The organism is Streptomyces cylindrosporus (assembly GCF_022698165.1).
Classification (GTDB): domain Bacteria; phylum Actinomycetota; class Actinomycetes; order Streptomycetales; family Streptomycetaceae; genus Streptomyces; species Streptomyces cylindrosporus.
The window spans coordinates 540,326-556,400 of the sequence record NZ_JALDAY010000008.1 but is presented as its reverse complement, the minus strand read 5'-3'; the positions used below and the strand labels follow the sequence as shown (position 1 = coordinate 556,400).

Annotated in this window: 17 protein-coding genes and 1 pseudogene; 17 read left to right on the top strand and 1 reads right to left on the bottom strand. The window is 71.9% G+C overall.

The window, feature by feature from the left end; all coding sequences use genetic code 11:
* Positions 1 to 114 precede the first annotated feature (114 nt).
* The 13 genes from MQP27_RS28230 to MQP27_RS28170 all read left to right on the top strand — a co-directional run bounded on the left by MQP27_RS28230 (position 115) and on the right by MQP27_RS28170 (position 9,705).
* Positions 115 to 690: a phage tail tube protein gene (locus MQP27_RS28230; protein ID WP_242768717.1), complete on the top strand. Its 576-nt coding sequence runs from the start codon at positions 115 to 117 to the stop codon at positions 688 to 690.
* Positions 691 to 799: 109 nt separating this feature from the next.
* On the top strand, positions 800 to 1,090 hold the full coding sequence (locus MQP27_RS28225; protein ID WP_242768716.1) for a hypothetical protein: 291 nt from the start codon (positions 800 to 802) through the stop codon (positions 1,088 to 1,090).
* Between the two features lie 65 nt (positions 1,091 to 1,155).
* A complete protein-coding gene (locus MQP27_RS28220; RefSeq protein WP_242768715.1) occupies positions 1,156 to 1,485 on the top strand; it encodes a DUF5361 domain-containing protein in 330 nt (109 codons plus the stop codon).
* Between the two features lie 70 nt (positions 1,486 to 1,555).
* Complete coding sequence (locus MQP27_RS28215; RefSeq protein WP_242768714.1) at positions 1,556 to 2,206, top strand: hypothetical protein; 651 nt, start codon at positions 1,556 to 1,558, stop codon at positions 2,204 to 2,206.
* 109 nt (positions 2,207 to 2,315) lie between these two features.
* Positions 2,316 to 2,645 carry a hypothetical protein gene (locus MQP27_RS28210; protein WP_242768713.1) on the top strand — a complete coding sequence of 110 codons (330 nt, stop codon included), beginning with the start codon at positions 2,316 to 2,318 and terminating at the stop codon, positions 2,643 to 2,645.
* A 94-nt stretch (positions 2,646 to 2,739) separates the two neighbouring features.
* Positions 2,740 to 3,168 (top strand): DUF3592 domain-containing protein, encoded by a 429-nt coding sequence (locus MQP27_RS28205; protein ID WP_242768712.1) that lies wholly within the window; start codon positions 2,740 to 2,742, stop codon positions 3,166 to 3,168.
* A gap of 113 nt (positions 3,169 to 3,281) precedes the next feature.
* Positions 3,282 to 3,869 carry an efflux RND transporter periplasmic adaptor subunit gene (locus tag MQP27_RS28200; RefSeq protein WP_242768711.1) on the top strand — a complete coding sequence of 196 codons (588 nt, stop codon included), beginning with the start codon at positions 3,282 to 3,284 and terminating at the stop codon, positions 3,867 to 3,869.
* Between the two features lie 78 nt (positions 3,870 to 3,947).
* Positions 3,948 to 5,006 (top strand): hypothetical protein, encoded by a 1,059-nt coding sequence (locus MQP27_RS28195; protein ID WP_242768710.1) that lies wholly within the window; start codon positions 3,948 to 3,950, stop codon positions 5,004 to 5,006.
* 96 nt (positions 5,007 to 5,102) lie between these two features.
* On the top strand, positions 5,103 to 5,936 hold the full coding sequence (locus MQP27_RS28190) for a hypothetical protein (RefSeq protein ID WP_242768709.1): 834 nt from the start codon (positions 5,103 to 5,105) through the stop codon (positions 5,934 to 5,936).
* Entirely contained in the window at positions 5,923 to 8,325 is a 2,403-nt protein-coding gene (locus MQP27_RS28185; RefSeq protein ID WP_242768708.1) for a hypothetical protein, read from the top strand. Before MQP27_RS28190 ends, MQP27_RS28185 begins: the two co-directional genes overlap by 14 nt.
* Positions 8,318 to 8,512, top strand: a complete 195-nt coding sequence (locus tag MQP27_RS28180; protein ID WP_242768707.1) for a hypothetical protein — start codon at positions 8,318 to 8,320, stop codon at positions 8,510 to 8,512. The genes MQP27_RS28185 and MQP27_RS28180 overlap by 8 nt, the downstream gene beginning before the upstream one ends.
* Complete coding sequence (locus MQP27_RS28175) at positions 8,509 to 9,360, top strand: peptidoglycan-binding protein (RefSeq protein ID WP_242768706.1); 852 nt, start codon at positions 8,509 to 8,511, stop codon at positions 9,358 to 9,360. The genes MQP27_RS28180 and MQP27_RS28175 overlap by 4 nt, the downstream gene beginning before the upstream one ends.
* Positions 9,361 to 9,450: 90 nt before the next feature.
* Positions 9,451 to 9,705 (top strand): hypothetical protein, encoded by a 255-nt coding sequence (locus MQP27_RS28170; RefSeq protein WP_242768705.1) that lies wholly within the window; start codon positions 9,451 to 9,453, stop codon positions 9,703 to 9,705.
* A gap of 34 nt (positions 9,706 to 9,739) precedes the next feature.
* On the opposite strand, the gene MQP27_RS28165 is transcribed toward MQP27_RS28170, so the two are convergent.
* Complete coding sequence (locus MQP27_RS28165; RefSeq protein ID WP_242768704.1) at positions 9,740 to 10,165, bottom strand: VOC family protein; 426 nt, start codon at positions 10,163 to 10,165, stop codon at positions 9,740 to 9,742.
* A 111-nt stretch (positions 10,166 to 10,276) separates the two neighbouring features.
* On the opposite strand from MQP27_RS28165, the pseudogene MQP27_RS28160 reads away from it, so the two are divergent.
* From MQP27_RS28160 to MQP27_RS28145, 4 genes and pseudogenes are all read left to right on the top strand, one after another.
* Positions 10,277 to 11,569 (top strand): annotated as a pseudogene (locus tag MQP27_RS28160) (FG-GAP repeat domain-containing protein).
* Positions 11,570 to 11,697: 128 nt separating this feature from the next.
* Positions 11,698 to 13,107, top strand: a complete 1,410-nt coding sequence (locus tag MQP27_RS28155) for an FG-GAP and VCBS repeat-containing protein (RefSeq protein WP_242768703.1) — start codon at positions 11,698 to 11,700, stop codon at positions 13,105 to 13,107.
* A 40-nt stretch (positions 13,108 to 13,147) separates the two neighbouring features.
* On the top strand, positions 13,148 to 14,608 hold the full coding sequence (locus tag MQP27_RS28150) for an FG-GAP-like repeat-containing protein (protein WP_242768702.1): 1,461 nt from the start codon (positions 13,148 to 13,150) through the stop codon (positions 14,606 to 14,608).
* A gap of 89 nt (positions 14,609 to 14,697) precedes the next feature.
* Entirely contained in the window at positions 14,698 to 16,038 is a 1,341-nt protein-coding gene (locus MQP27_RS28145; RefSeq protein WP_242768701.1) for a VCBS repeat-containing protein, read from the top strand.
* Positions 16,039 to 16,075 lie beyond the last annotated feature (37 nt).

Genomic DNA, 16,075 nt, shown 5'->3' with positions numbered 1-16,075 from the left:
TCCCGTTCGGGCCCCTGCCCCTCCCCGCCGACCGGCGGCGCGAGGGCAGGGCCCTCGGCATGTCCGGGTGGCACCGGCACCTCTCAACACACCCTTCTCCCAGAGGAGTTACGCATGGCAGGCAACAACTCAGGCGAGATCCGCGTCGCCGGCACCGGCCGCATCCTGGTCGCCCCGGTCGGCACTGCCGCGCCGGCCGACACCACCGCCGCGTGGGCCGCGGCCTGGAAGGACCTCGGCTACACCTCGCAGGACGGCATCAAGATCGCCAAGAAGGACAAGCTGGACCCGGTCGAGACCTGGCAGTCGGTCTCCCCGGCCCGGTTCATCTACTCCGACCGCGACCTGACTGTGAAGTTCCAGCTGCTGCAGCTGAACGAGGACACCCTGCCGTTCTTCATGGGCGGCGACGCCGTCGCCGAGACCGCGACCGGCTCCGGCATCTACAAGTACGACCTCGCCTCCGCCCCGAAGTTCAACGAGAAGGCGCTCGGCATCGAGTTCAGCGACGGCAGCGCCATCACGTACCGCTTCGTCGTCCCGCGCGGCCAGGTCACCGACTCCGAGGAGCTGTCGCTGACCCGCACCGGCTCCATCAAGCTCGGCGTCACCTTCACGGCCCTGTCGGCAGACGACACCAAGCCGCTGGCCAGCTTCCTGATGAAGGACCCGGCGTACAGCGCGGCCTGACCCTCCCCCTCCCCCCGGCGAGTGGGCCGGGGCGCACCCTCCCCGCGCCCCGGCCCGCTCGCACCATCCCATCCGCCCCAACATCACATTCCCTGAACGGAGTTGAACCATGGCAGGTTTCGACGTCGGCGCCGCCCGCGCCCAGCGACTGGAGGCGCTCGGCCGCAGCTGGTCGTTCACCATCGACGGCGACACCTTCACGCTCCCCACCGAGCTGACCCGCAAGACCGCCCGCGCCCTGCGCGAGCTCGACGACAACGACGTTGACGGTCTGCTGGCCGTGCTGCTCGGCGCGGACCAGTTCGCGCGCTTCGACCGGCACGAGGTCACCATGCAGGACATCGCCGCGATCATGGAGGCGTACGGCAAGGAGACCGGGCTCGGCCTGGGGGAAGGCTGAGCCTCGGCGAGTTCGTCGACGAGCACGCCGAGGCTCTGGAGGCGGACCTGCTCCGCCACTACGGCGTGGACCTGCTCGACTGGCACCGCGGCCGGCTCTCCGCGCGCCGGCTCGCGGTGCTGGTCCGGCATCTGCCGCCGGACAGCGCGACGCTGCGCGAGCTGCACGGCGAGGCGGCGGACTGGTCGGTCACCGACCACCTCCTCGCCGCCGCGGTCGACCGACTCGCCGAGGCCAACTGGATGTTCGCGACGGTCAACCGGGACGAGGACACGGAGCCGCTGGAGTACCCGAAGCCGGTGCCGCGGCCTGGTGCTACCCACCCCGACCCGCAGCCCTCGGAGTCCGGGGTGCACAACCCCACCCACGCCGAACTGGCCCAGTTCTTCTCGTAGTTCACGGCCACGAATGGTTCACGGTCACGGCCGGTTCACGGGCCCGAAGCCCTCGTAGGAGCGAATTCCCATGACCCTCTACACACCCCTCAACAACCTCCCCTACCCCCAGCCCACCGACACCGCCAACCTCCCCCTCCACCTCCAGTCCCTCGCCGAGGGCGTCGACGCCCGCACCGTCCTGCGGTACGCCAACGCCGCCGCCCGGGACTCGGCGGTCACCACCCCGGCCGCCGGCATGGTCGCCTGGCTGACGACGCCCGGCACGCTCAGTTACTACACCGGCTCGGCGTGGATCGCGCTCGGCGCCTGGAACACGTACACCCCCACCTGGACCGCCACCACGACGAATCCGGCGATCGGCGACGGCACGCTGACCGGCAGGTACGCGGTCGTCGGCAAGGTCTGCCACTTCACCACGCTGGTGCAGTTCGGGGCGTCGACGGCGTACGGCAGCGGCAACTACTCCTTCGGTCTTCCCGTCACCTCCGGTGCGCTGGGCGGGCTGCCGCAGTTCCAGGGGATCGCGGCCGTCAGCGGGGGCCGGGCGCTGGTCTCCTGCCAGCCGAACTCGGCCACCGGGGCCACCTCGTTCACCATGTGGGGCCCGGCCTCGGCGTCCAGTCCCGCGGCCACGCAGCTCGGCAGCGGCGGGGTGCTGGGGACGGCGTACGCGAGCGGCAACGTCATCCGGATCGGCGGGACCTACGAGGTGGCCTGAGAGTCGTGTTATCGCCTGGTGATCACCGTCCGGGCGAGTATTATCCCGAACAGTAATCGCTCATACGTTCGAAGACGCGTGGGGCGGATGCGACAGGGATGGGGACCGGGTGACCAAGGACGAGGGCACGGACACGGTGTGGGGCGGTAGCGAGTACGCGGAGGCCACAGCGGAAGTACGACGAGCGCTGGGCGAGCGACTGCGGGGGCGCCCCGTACCACCCGACCTCGTGGTCACTTCGCGGTCCGAGATCGAGAAGCGGGAGCTGCGGGCGTACGGGCAGGGGTGGCGGGACCGGGGCGAGCACGAGGAGCGGCGCCGGGCGGAGGGAGGACCGGGGCCCGGTTCGGGCGACGGTGCGAAGGTGCTGCCGTTCCCGCAGCAGCACCCCTCCAACCCGCCCGAGGCCCGCCCGCATCCCGCCGACGAACCCTCGTGACCGGTGCGGAGTCCGAGCGTCGACAGCCGCGATCACCTACGGCATCATGAGACCCCGCGATCGCCGGCGCGCGACGGGGATGGGGGAGCGAGCGATGGGCACCGTCGTCTACCTGGTCGTCCTGGCCGCGGTACTCGCGGTTCTCGGCGCCACCCTCGTCCGGTCCCGCCGCAAGTACCGGGCGGCCCGGCGCCTGCTGGCATCCGGCGTCGAGACGGACGGACTGTGCACCTCGCTGTCCTGGAACGACGACGAAGGCACCGTGCGCTTCTCCTACACCCTCCCCGACGGCACGAAGCACGGCGCCGAATCGGTTCCGATGCGCAGCGTCTCCGAAACGCCCGGAGCCACCGTCAAGGTCGTGTACGACCCCGAGTCACCGGCGACGGCGGAACTGAAGAACCTCCTCGGCGCGTCCCTGGTGCACCACCGCCACATCGTGATGATCACGGCGCCGGCTCTGCTCCTCGTCGCGGGACTGTTCGTCTTCCTCGCCGTCGCCGGTCTGGCCGCTCTCGCTTAGCCGGCAGGCATCCAGGCGTCTCCTACCGCCCCTGTCCGAGATCCGGTCAGGGGTTTTTCGCGCCATCGCCCTGCACGAACGTCCCTTCGCGATCGTCCCTTCAAGGAGGTTCCATGGGTTCACAACCCGTTCCCTACGACCCGAGTCAGGTGCGGTCCCTGGCCGCGCAACAGGCCCAGCAGACGACGACGTCCTTCCTCTCGTCCCAGCTGCCCGCGCTCAAAGCCGAGTGGACGAAGGACATCCAGGCACAACTCGTCACCATGGGCGGCCAGTTCCTGAAGGTCGACACGTCTCTTCTCAAGTACGACGAGAAGGGCCTGTCCTTCGCGGGCAAGCAGCTCTTCCCGAAGCTGTCGCTCCAGTACCTGGTCCACGGCAGGAGCGACGCCCGGAAGGCCGAGGCGAAGGAGGAGAGGGAACGTCGGGAAGAAGAGGCCGCGCGGCTGGCGCGAGAAGAGGAGAAGAGCCGCGTCGCGGAGTTCGAGCAGAACCTGAAACACCAAGTTGATCGCGCCAAGTCCGCCTCCCGTCAGGCACAGGAGGTCGCCGAGAAGGCGAAGAAGGACGCCGAGCGCGCCGACAACCTGCTGCGCAGCGCCAACGGCAGCGCCCGCAGGGCCGCCGACAGCGCCTCCCGCGCCGGAGCGAACCTCGCCAGGCTCGAAGAACGGGTCCGGCTGCTCGAACGCGCCCTCTGAACACCCTCGCCTCAACACCCAGGGAAACAGGGAAACAAGGAAACGAGACAAGGAAACGAGACAAGGAGACGACGCATCGTGGCTCTCGCGAACTCACTGAACCAGGCCAGCGCCGGCCTGGGCAGATTCCGTACGGCTCTGGGGCAGGCGGCCGGCGGTGTCGGCGCCCTGCGGCAGGCCGCCGGCAGCGCCGACTCAGCCGTGAGCCGGGTCAAGTCGACGGCCGGGCAGGTCACTCCGGCCCTGGCCAGGGTCAGGACCGGCACCGACCAGCTGAACACCTCCCTCGGCAGGCTGAGGACCAACGCGACCCAGAGCGACACCGGTCTGGGCAAGGCCCGTACCGGTACCGACAGGCTCAAGTCCTCCTTCGACCGGCTCAAGTCCGCCGCCAAGGGCGCCCACAGCGAGCTGAAGGGGGTCAAGCAGCAGGCCGACGCCGTGGAGAAGTCGGTAGGGAAGGCCGCGAAGAACGCCGACGTGGGCGGCAAGTCCATGGGCGGGCTCGGGAAGGGGCTCAAGGGGGCGTCGCTCGCACAGAAGGGGCTCAACCTCGCCATGGCCGCGAACCCGTTCGGCCTGGTGATGACGCTTCTCACGCCTCTCATCGCGCAGTTCGTCAACATGGACAAGATCACCGCCCTGCTGCAGAAGGGCGTCTCGTACGCCATGAAGCACATCGGGTCGGCGGTCGGCGGGCTGGTGCGGAACGCCGGCCCGCTGCTGCGGGGGCTCGGCAACGCCATGCTCGCGCCGATGACCGGCCTCGCCACCGCCCTCAACGGCCTGCTCGGCGCCCTGGCCGGCATCCACATCAGCATCCCCGACTGGGTACCGAAGTTCGGCGGCCGTTCCTTCGGCTTCCCGCGGCTGCACGTCCCCGTCCCGCACCTCGCCACCGGCGGCGTCGTCACAGCCCGCCCGGGCGGCACCCTCGCCCTGCTCGGCGAGGCCGGCGAGAACGAGGCCGTCATCCCGCTGTCCAGGCTGGAGCGGATGCTCGGCCACGGCGGCGGACTGCGCACGCTCACGGCGGCGGTCGAGAAGCTCGCCGACCGCCCGGTCGTCGTACAGGTCGACTCACAGGAGATCGCACGGGCCGTGTTCCTGGGCCAACGGCAGCTCGCCCGCCGGTAGTTCAACGCCTCCACCCCTCGGTCGACGGTTTGCACCCGTCGGCTTTTTTCATGCCCGCATGCCCTCAGCCACCACCCAGCCCCCTCAGGAGCCCCCATGGGAAACCTCTGGATCGGCCCGCCCGGTGCCATGACCGAGATCGATCAGGCCGCCAAGTCCTACGACCGCAGCGCCGACCTGGGCGTCACGGAGTTCAAGTCGCTCGGCGGCCGGGTCACCGTCACCCGTAACCAGTCCCCGGTACGACGCCTCAAGCTGTCCTGGGACCTGCTCGCCCCGGCGCACGCCCGCGTCCTCGACCGCATCGCCCGCCGCGTCGACGGGCCGGGCCCGGTGTACGTCGTCGACCCGGCCGCCGGGAACGTCCTCTCCCCCGCCCAGGCCGCCGGCCTCGGCACCCCCGGCGCGACGGACCTCACCGGGCTCGCCCAGTGGTTCAGGACCACGACCGGCACGGTCGCCGAGAGTACGACCGCCCCCGGCACGTTCACCTTCACCGCCGCCGACAACAGCAGTGTCGTCGCCTGGCGTTGCACCGGAACCGGCGGCAACTTCCCCGTCTCACCCGGCCTTTCGGTCTCCTTCCAGGCGCCGACCGCCATCGCCGCCCTCGCCACGGAGAGCGTCGGCATCGACTTCAAGAAGGCCGACGGGACGTACCTCGGCACCACGAGCGCCGCCGGCTCCCTCGTCTCCGGCACCGTCCCGGCCGGCGCCGCCTACGCCACCCCCACCGCGAAGCCGGGCACGGCCGGCACCTACTCCCTCGCCGGCGCCTGCTTCACCTACGGCGGTACGGCCGCCGACGGCGTCCCCGGCGACGGGCTGCCCCCGATGTCCGTCACCGGCTACAGCGACACCCCGGGCCGCCCGCTGCCGTACCGCAGCATGAGCCTCGACCTGGTGGAGGTGTCCGGTGCAGCAGGCTGACGACGCCACCGCGGCGGCACTCACCGCGGGTGAGCGGACCGTCCGGCACACCACCCGGCTCGGCGGCGAGGACGTCTCCGCGCAGGTGCAGTCCTGGCAGCTGGAGCGGTCGTACGCGACCGACCTGCCCGCCGCGATGCGCGCGTTCTCGGGTTCGTCCGCGGCCCAGCTCCAGGTCCAACTCTCCGGTACCGGCGGGCAGTCGGCGCCCCAGCTGTACTCGCCGTGGGCCGACCGCACAACCGGCGACCTCGCCCGGCCGGGACAGTCGGTCGTGCACGAGGGCGGCCCGGGTACGACGGCCACGCTGCCCGCGTTCCGCGGCACCGTCCGCTCCCGCTCCGCCGCCTCCGGTACCGACTCGCTCCAGGTCACCGCCCTCGACGGCGCCGAACGGCTGCGCGGTCCCGCCGTGCTGCCGAAGCCGTACGCCGGTTTCTACTGGCAGCGCCCGGTCGCCTCGGCGACCTGGTGCGTCTCCGAACTGCTGCGCCAGGGCGGCCTGTACGCCTGTCCGCCGCCCCGCTACCCGGACTTCGCCGAGGGCAGGCCGCTGACCCTGGTGTACGCCACGCTGCACGGCGGGTTCGCCACGCCGTACGGCCAGCCGGAGATCCTGCCCGACCCGACGACGTACACCTTCGCCCGCGAGGGCGCCCCGCACGAGCTGGCACTGGTGCCCAAGCAGCCGCAGGTGAAGGCGAGTTGGTTCCCGAGGAGTCGGGTGACCGTGCCCGGCAGCCGGATGTTCGCCGAGGTGTGGGTGAACAACTCCGTGCGGTACGACAGCACGTCCGGCGACGACGGGATCGGCGCCGGCGACCGGGTGATCGTCCAGCTGGAGCTGAACCGGAACGGCTCCAACACCGGCTATCTCAAGCTGGACGTGAACTTCGCCGAGCAGTGGCTGCGGATCGCCTCCATGGACAACTCGGCCGGCTGGACCTTCCAGTGGACCTGGCCCGCGCTCGTCCAGCGGGGCGTCTGGCACATCGGCGCGTTCCTCGACCTGAGCGGCGGCTCCAGCAGCGTGTACCCGACGGTGCAGCCGCGGCTCACCGCGCCCGACGGCACCCAACTCGTCGGCGGTGCGGGCACGTTCACCGATCCCTCGGCACTGCAGCCGGCCTCCGAGCTGAGCCAGGTCACCCTCTACACCGACCTGCCGGCCGAGTGCCTCCAGGTCACCGGCGGGCTGGCCGCGATGCCGACGGCCGCCGAGTTCGCGCAGACCTGGACCAAGGGCGTCGAACTCGACGACGTGATCCTGCCGTCGACCACGCTGCCCCGGGTCTCCGGCTCCCAGTGGGAGGTGATCTCGCAGATCGCCAAGGCAAGCATGTCCACCGCCGAGCTCGACGAGCGGGGCGTCTTCCGCTGGCGCAACCACACCCGGTTCGCCGAGCGGCCCGCCGCCCCCGACCTCACCCTGACCAGCGTCCGGGAGATCGCCTCCCTGACCGCGACGGAGGAGATCGACGCCTGCCGCAACTACTGCACCCAGCCCTACAAGGACTGGACGGGCATCGGCGCCATCTCCGGGACCACCCTCCAGGACGACGTGATCCGGGTGCTCCAGCCGGGGAAGACCACCACCGTCAAGTACCTGATGTCCGACGAGGAGTACGACATCAGCCCGCCCGGCACCGACGACGACACCGGCGCCACGCCCGGCACCAACGTCCGCTTCGGCACCAGCCCTTCGGGCGGCACCGCCGTCAAGGGCATGGTGGACATGCTCGTCCGGCGCGAGGACGGCTACCTGGTCGTCCGGTACGGCAACCGCAGCAGCCAGACCCTGTACACGGTCACCACGGCCGGCAAGCCGTCGTTCTACCTCCAGACGCTCAAGCCCGGCGCCGATCCGGTGGACCGCGACGCCATCGCCCTGCTCGACGACCCGGCGAACGACCCGGACGGCGTGGCCAGCGAGAGGTTCTACGGCCGCCAGGAGTACACCGCCGACGCGACGGACTGGGTGCAGGACGCCGACTCGGCGGCCGGGCTCGCGCGGGCCATGCGCGCGGCGGGCGTCCTGCCGGTGCCGGTCATCGGCGACGTGGACGTCCTCTACGACCCCCGCATCCAACTCGGCGACGCGGTACGGGTCGTGGACACCACCGGCGCGGAACTCGACACCCTCGCCTGGGTCGTCGGCATCCGCACCGCCGCCACCGCAGAGGGCGGTGTCCAGCAGACCCTGACCCTGCGCGGCATGGACCCCGGCGCCCTGCCCGCCGACTCCGGGCTCACGCCGGACCCGCCGAGCGACCCGGCGCCCGTGACCCGTGCGACGTACGCCTCGGTCACCGCCGCCTTCCCGACGCTGGCGGCCCTGACCGCGTCGGGCCTGACCTGGGGCGAGATCGAGGAGGGGGCACATGTCTGAGACGACGTCCGAGACGAGTCCCGGCACGGCGGCCGGCACGACGTCCGACACGGCCACGGAGGTCGTGGTCGTCACCCCGGTGACGGTCACCGTCACGGACGGGACCGCCGGGGAGGAGCCGGCGGCCGCGGGGCCGGAGGAGACCGGCGTCGAGTGGGCCGAAGCGGTGGACGGAGGTGCCGTATGACCGCGTCCGCACCCCTGTCCGCCACCGCCTTCCGCGCCGCACTGCGCGCGGCGGGTGTCACGGTCGTCGAGCACGGCGACTGGTCCACCCACAACCGCAACGCCGTCGGCGCCTGGGGCCCGGTGGCCGGCGTGATGCTGCACCACACGGCCGGCACGAACAGCGTCACCCTGTGCCGCACCGGCCGCCCCGACCTGCCCGGCCCGCTGTGCGTCGCCGTCATCGCCAAGGACGGCACGGTCCACCTCGTCGGCTACGGCCGCACCAACCACGCGGGCGCCGGCTCGCGGGCCGTCTACGACGCCGTACGCGACGCGAGGGCCCTGCCGTCCCGGCCGGGTGCGGACGCGGTCGACGGCAACGCCCACTTCTACGGCTTCGAGATCGAGAACCTGGGCAACGGCAAGGACCCCTACCCCGAGGCCCAGTTGACGGCCGTGGAGAAGGTCGCGGCGGCCGTCTGCCGTGCGCACGGCTGGAGTTCGGGCCGGGTGATCGGCCACAAGGAGTGGACGACCCGCAAGGTCGACCCGGACTTCTCGATGCCGTCGATGCGGGCGCGTGTCGCCGGACGGCTCGGCAACGGCGGTCCGGCGAGCGCGTACGAGCCCTTCCCGGGCGCCGCCTTCTTCACCACCGGCCGCCGCAGCGCCGTCATCACGGCGATGGGCCGCCGCCTGGTCGCGGAGGGCTGCGGCCGCTACGAGGTCGGCCCCGGCCCCACCTGGACGGCCGCCGACCGCCGCTCGTACGCGGCCTGGCAGCACAAGCTCGGCTACGGCGGCGCGGACGCGGACGGCGTCCCGGGCGCCACGAGCTGGGCGAGGCTGCGGGTGCCGCGGGTGTGACACACGTGAGGAAACCGTCGTGGGAGTCCTGGGAAAGGAAACGAAAGGAGCTGGCATGAAAGACCCGACCCGTAGAGAGGAGCCGCCGCCATGACCATCCGGGAGGCCGAAGGGGTCGCCCTGGAGCTGGAGCGGCTGCGTCGCTCCGTCGACGTCGGCTTCGCCACCACCCGCGGTGACCTGGCCCTGCTGCTCCAGCGCGCCGACCAGACCGACAAGACCCTCGGCGAGCACGAGGACCGCCTCGAAGCCCTCGAACGCGCCCGCTGGCCGCTGCCGTCCCTCGCCGCGGTGACCTCGTGCACGGCGCTCGGGGTCGCCCTGTGGGAGACGGTGGGCCGATGAGCCGTGGTCCTGAGCGCGGTGCCCGGCGCCGCGCTCAGGACACGGGCTCGCCGATCCCCAGCAGGTTCCCCTCGCTGTCGTGGAACCAGGCCGCGCGCTCGCCGCTGTACCCCTTGCTCGGGTAGTTCCCCGCTATCTCGGCGATCCCGCCCTCCGTACGGAAGCCGGGCACATCCACCTCCTCGAAGACCACCCCGCGCCGCCGCAGGTCCGCCACGACCGACTCCAGGTCCTCCACCTCCCACCCCATCTGCGTGAAGGTGCCGGGCGAGACCCCGGTCGACCGGTAGAGCGCGAAGTCCGCTCCCCCGCACCGGTACAGCAGCCCGCCCGGCCGCTCGTCCACCGGCTCCAGCCCGAGCACCTCCGAGTAGAACCGCCGCGCCCGCTCCAGGTCCTGCGCGGGCAGCCGGGTCGCCACGCGTCCCCGGCCCAGGAACTTCCGTCCGTCCGGATCCATACCTCCACTGTGCCGCGCCCCACTGACAACGGCCCACCCGAAGGGTGCCGCCGACCCGTCGGCGCGGGCATCATGGGCCGGTCGTTGTCGAAGGTGCTGACGAGGTGAACGGTGCGCTTGCGAAGAAGCGGGACGGGTACGACGGCTGCCCTGTGCGGCGCCCTGCTCCTCGCCGCCTGCGGTCCCGGCACCCACCCCGACGCCGCCCCCGGGCACACCCCCGTACGGATCGCGGACGCCCCCGCCAAGCTCCCCGTACCCCTCGGCAAGGGCAGCAAGGTCGCCGACGACTTCAACGGCGACGGCCACCGCGACCTGGTCCTCGACGACCTGGTGAAGGCGCACGCCCACACCGACGACGCGGGCATCGGCGTCGTCTACGGCAGCGCACACGGACTCGCCCCCGGGGCACGGCAGTTGCTGAGCCCCGCCAGGTACGCGGCCCGCACGAAGGGCCAACTCCCCGCCCTCTTCGACGCGGAGGCGAGCTGCGACCTCGACCGGGACGGCTTCACCGACCTCGTGGTCTCCACCGACCCGCCCTACGACGGCCAAGGGCAGCCGCCGGTCCCGCTCTAGATCCTCTTCGGCTCCGCCACCGGCCTGACCCGCGCCGTCCACCTCACCGTCCCGGCCCGCGCCCGCTTCGGCGACGACTGGCCCGACCAGCCCGTCTGCGGCGACTTCGACGGCGACGGCGCGAACGACCTCGTCCTGCACGCGTCCGCCGGCCGACTCACCTACCTGCGCGGCCCGTTCAGCCGTAAAGGCGCCCCTCGCGCGGCCACCGACCCCCTCCCCTCGCCCGGCGAACTGCCCACCGGCCCGGCCGCCGACGTGAACCGCGACGGCTACGACGACCTGGTGGTCCGCGCTGCGGAGGGCACGGGCAAGGCGTCCGTCGTCCTCGGCGGCCCGGACGGCCCCACCCGCACCGGCACCACGCTCCCGTCCGGCATCGACGTCGCCCTCGGCCGCTTCGGCAGGGGCGCGGCGCTGGACGCGGCGGTCGGTGGCATGGGGGAAACGTCCCTGCGCTACGACCTCCCGACCCCCACCCGCGCCACCCTCGCCTCCGCCGGCTCCATGCTCGACGCGGCCGACTTCGACGGCGACGGCCTGAGCGAACTCGTCTCCAGCGGCTCCCGGCTACGGGTGTTCCGAGGCCGTACGACCGGACTGTCGGCGTCGGACGTGGTGATCCTCGACCCGAAGGCCCGGGGTACGACGAGGGTGCTGTCGGTGGGCGACTTCGACGGGGACGGGCGGGCGGACCTGGCGGTGCGGACGTACCTGGGCGAGACGAAGGACACCGTGGCCGTGTACCCGGGCGCGAGGAAGACCTTGGTGTCACGGAAGCCGGCGGTCACCTTCTCCAGCTCGGAGTTCCTGACGGACGACTGAGACACGGGCAACTGAGACACAGCAGCCTCAGAAACCACCCGAACTCCCGTACAACCCAGGCGCCTTGCCGCGGGTCTCCTCATCGCGGTCCCCCGTGTTCCGGGGCCGTCCCGACCCTTGGAGCCCACGTGACCATCCGTACCGGCACGGGCGCCGGCCTGCTGGCCGCCGCTCTTCTCTCCGCCACTCTTACCCCGCTCGCCCTGGCCGCTCCGGCCTCCGCGGCGGCGGCCAAGTACGCGGACGACTTCAACGGCGACGGCTACCGCGACCTTGTCCTCGGCGACCGCACCGCCGCGGTGGGCGGCAGGGCGGAGGCGGGTGCGGTCGTGGTGATGTGGGGCACGGCGTCCGGGCTGGACTCCGCCACGCGCAAGGTCTACACGCAGAACAGCCCGGGCGTGGAGGGCTCGGCGGAGGCGGGCGACCACTTCGGCGCGAAGGTCACCACGGCCGACCTGAACAAGGACGGGTACGCGGACGTCGTCGTCACCTCGCCGGGTGAGGACTCGGGCTCCCGGCACGGCATGTTCAGCGTCCTGTGGGGCTCCAAGTCGGGGCTGACCAAGGGCAGTTCGTACACCATGGGCGGCGACGACGTGTTCGCCAAGGACATCGCGGTCGGCGACTTCGACGCGGACGGCAAGCCCGATGTCGTAGCGGTCGGGGACAACTACGTCTGGTTCATGCGCGGCCCGTTCACCAAGTCCGGCTCGCGCGGCACCGCCACCAACCTCGACCCGGTCGACGGCGAGGACATCTCCCCCGAACTGGTCGTCTCCGGCAAGGTCACCAAGGACTCCACCGCGGACTTCGCGGTCGTCGGCTACGACGCGGCCACCCGCAGCCACCGCGTCTGGTTCTACCGCGGCAGCGGCAGCGGCCCGGTGCGGCCGCCGAAGAAGTACGGCCTGCCCGCCTCCACCGAGATCACCGGCTCCAGCGCCGTGATCGCCGACTTCGACAAGAACGGCTACGGCGACCTGGCCGTCGGCGTCTCCCGCTCCGGCAAGGGCGGCGCGGTCCACCTCCTCAAGGGCACGTCCACCGGTTTCGGCACGACCGTCAAGTCGCTCAGCCAGGACACGGCCGGTGTGCCCGGCGTCCGCGAGTCCGGCGACTACTTCGGCTACGACGTCTCGGCCGGCGACACCAACGGCGACGGCTATCCGGACCTCGCGGTGGGCGTGCCACTGGAGACCCTCGGCAGTGAGTTCTGGCGGGCGGGTGCCGTCACCGTCCTGCGCGGCGGCGCCTCCGGCCTGACCGGCACGAACTCCCGCCAGTACGACTACACCACCTCCGGCGTCGAGCGCCCGGCGGACGAGAGCGACAGCTGGTTCGGCGCCTCGGTCCTGCTGCGCGACTACAACCGCGACGGCCGCGCCGAACTCGTCGCCGCCGCCCCGGAGATCGGCCGCCTGCACTTCTTCCCCGGCACGTCCTCAGGCCCCACCGGCGCCGGTTCGAGCACGCTCACCGTCAAGCAACTGGGCCTGGGCACGCGGACCTTCTTCGGCGCCGCGCTCGCCGACTGACCAACTCCCGTACGCAGACCTCCCTTTGGAGCCCCGGAACGTGAAGCACTCCCTGCGCACCACCACGGCCCTCGCCGCCCTGACGATCGCGGGCCTCGCTCCCCTGCCCCTGGCCACCACCGCCTCCGCCGCGCCTTCCGGCCTGTCCGGTGACTTCAACGGCGACGGCTACCGGGACGTGGCGATCGCCGCCCCGGCCGCCACCGTGAGCGGGAAGAAGTGGGCCGGTCAGGTCGCGGTCGTCTACGGCACCAAGAGCGGCCTCGACCCCGCCAAGCACAAGGTGATCAGCCAGAACACGGCCGGCATCCCCGGCTCCGCCGAGACGGACGACGAGTTCGGCGACCAGGTCGCCGCCGCCGACCTCGACCGCGACGGCTACAGCGACCTGATCGTCGGCGCCCAGCACGAGAAGTCGGGCGCCGCCGAGGACGCGGGCACGGTCGTCGTCGTATGGGGCTCGGCCGCCGGCCTTTCCGGCGGTACGACGGTGAAGAACCCCCAGACGCTGTACGGGAGTTACTTCGGCCTGAGCATCGCGGCCGCCGACTTCACCGGCGACGGCAGACCCGACCTGGCGATCTCCGCGCAGAGCGACTCGGCGAACCCGTCCTCCTACCGGGTGCGGCTGATCCGCGGCCCGTTCACCAGGTCCGGCTCCACGGGGGCCGTGTCGACGTACTCCCCCGGCATCGACCGCCCCGTCCTGACCGCGGGCCGGGTCAGCGGCGACACCAAGGCCGACCTCGTGGTCACCGGCCGGAAGCCCGACAGCGACGACCTCGCCACCGCCGTCTACTACAAGGGCACCGCGAGCGGCCTGAGCAGGGCGGGCACCCTGCGCCCCGCGGCGACGGCGGCCATCGGCGACCTGGACAAGGACGGTCGCGGCGACATCGTCCTCGGCAACCCCGAGGACCCGGACAGCGAGCCGTCCGCCGTCACCGGCGGCAGGATCCACGTCATCTACGGCATCGGTTCCGGCCCGAGCGCGAGCCGCCGGGTGTCGTACACCCAGAACACGGCGGGCGTGCCCGACTCCTCGGAGACCGGCGACCGGTTCGGCCAGGCGCTGGCGATCGGGGACTTCGACAAGAACGGGTACGCGGACCTCGCGGTCGGCGCGCCGGGCGAGACCTTCGGCGACGACAGCCACTACCTCTCCTCCGCGGGCGCCGTCACCCTGCTGCGCGGCTCGGCGTCGGGCCTGACCACGACCGGCGCGGTGTTCCTGACGCAGGACAGCACCGGTGTCCCGGGCGTGAGCGAGGCCGGCGACAGCTTCGGCTCCACGCTGCTGGCCTCCGACGTGAACCACGACGGCCGCGCCGACCTCACCGCGATCGGCGCGCAGGAGAACGACCCGGCGGGCGCGGCCTGGTTCCTGCCCGGAGCGGCCACCACGCTCTACTCCACAACGACGTCCAAGACCTTCGCCCCGACGTCGCTCGGCCTCTCGACAGCCCAGGGAGGAGCCTTCGGCACGGACTTGGCGGGCTGAGCGGCTCCGCTGCCCCGCCCGTCACGGCCGTATCGAAAATTTCTCGAACGCACGTACAACCCCTACGCATCGACAAAGGTCTACCTCGCATGCATACGCCCCTGCGACTCGTCCTCGCGACGGCCACGGCCGCGGACTCCACGCACGTCCAGCAGGCCGACTTCAACGGCGACGGGACCGGTGACGCGGCCTTCTCGGCCTCGACCGCGTACGTGAATGGCAAGAAGGGCGCCGGCCTGCTCGTCGTGCTCTACGGCAACGCCACCGGCGTGTCCTCCGCCAAGCGCAGCACGATCAGCCAGAACAGCGCCGGCGTCCCGGGCACCGCCGAGAGCGGCGACCACTTCGCCAACGACCTGGCGTACGCCGACTTCAACGGCGACGGCTACGACGACCTCGCCGTCGGCTCCGCGGGCGAGGACGTCGGAAGCGACGTCGACGGCGGCACGGTGACCATCCTGTGGGGCTCGGCCTCCGGGCTCACCGGCAAGGGCGCGTCCGTGCCCGATCCGGCGCCCACCTCGCACGACTTCTGGGGCCGCAGCCTCGCCGCCGGCGACTTCGACGGCGACGGCAGGGCCGATCTGGCCGTCAGCGGCACCACGGCCACCGTCCACGTCTTCAAGGACGGCTTCTCCACCTCCGGCACCGCCGGCGGCCGCTACACCGTCAAGCCACCGGTCATCGGCACGGGTGGCCTCGGCCCGGTCAACCTGACCGCCGGCGACGTCAACGGCGACGGCCGCTCCGACCTCGTGGTCGACGGCTACGAGACGTCCACCGCCAACGGCTGGAACCGCAACTACTTCGTCCCCGGCACCGCGAGCGGCCTCAGCACGTCCGCCGCCAGGACCCTGAAGCCCGGTGTGATCACCGCGATCGGCGACATCGACGCCGACGGCTACGGCGACATGACCTACGGCTCGGCGAGCGGTCCCGCCCAGGTCACCGGCATCACCCAGGACACCGGCAACGTCCCCGGCACCTCCGAGACGGGCGACGACTTCGGCTTCGAACTCGACCTCGGCGACATCAACGGCGACAAGTACCTCGACCTGGTCGTCGGCGTCGCCGGCGAGAACATCGGCGGCGCGGCGGACACCGGCGCCGTCACGATCCTCTACGGCGGCTCGGGCGGCCTCAGCACCGCCTCCGGCACCCAGACCTTCGCGCAGAGCACAGCGGGTGTGCCCGGTTCGGACGAGAAGGGTGACATGTTCGGCGCCGACGTCAAGCTCGACGACGTCACCGGCGACGGCAGGGCCGACCTGCTCGTGGGCTCGCTCGAGAACGGCGCCGACGGCGCGGTGACCTACCTGCCCTCCAACGGCACGAAGATCACCACCACCGGCTCCCGCACCATCTCCCCGAACTCCTCGGGCGTCTCGACGACGGGTGCGCCGTACTTCGGCGCGAACTTCGCGGACTGACATCCCTGGTGCCGTACCCGGCCGGGTGCACGTCGTC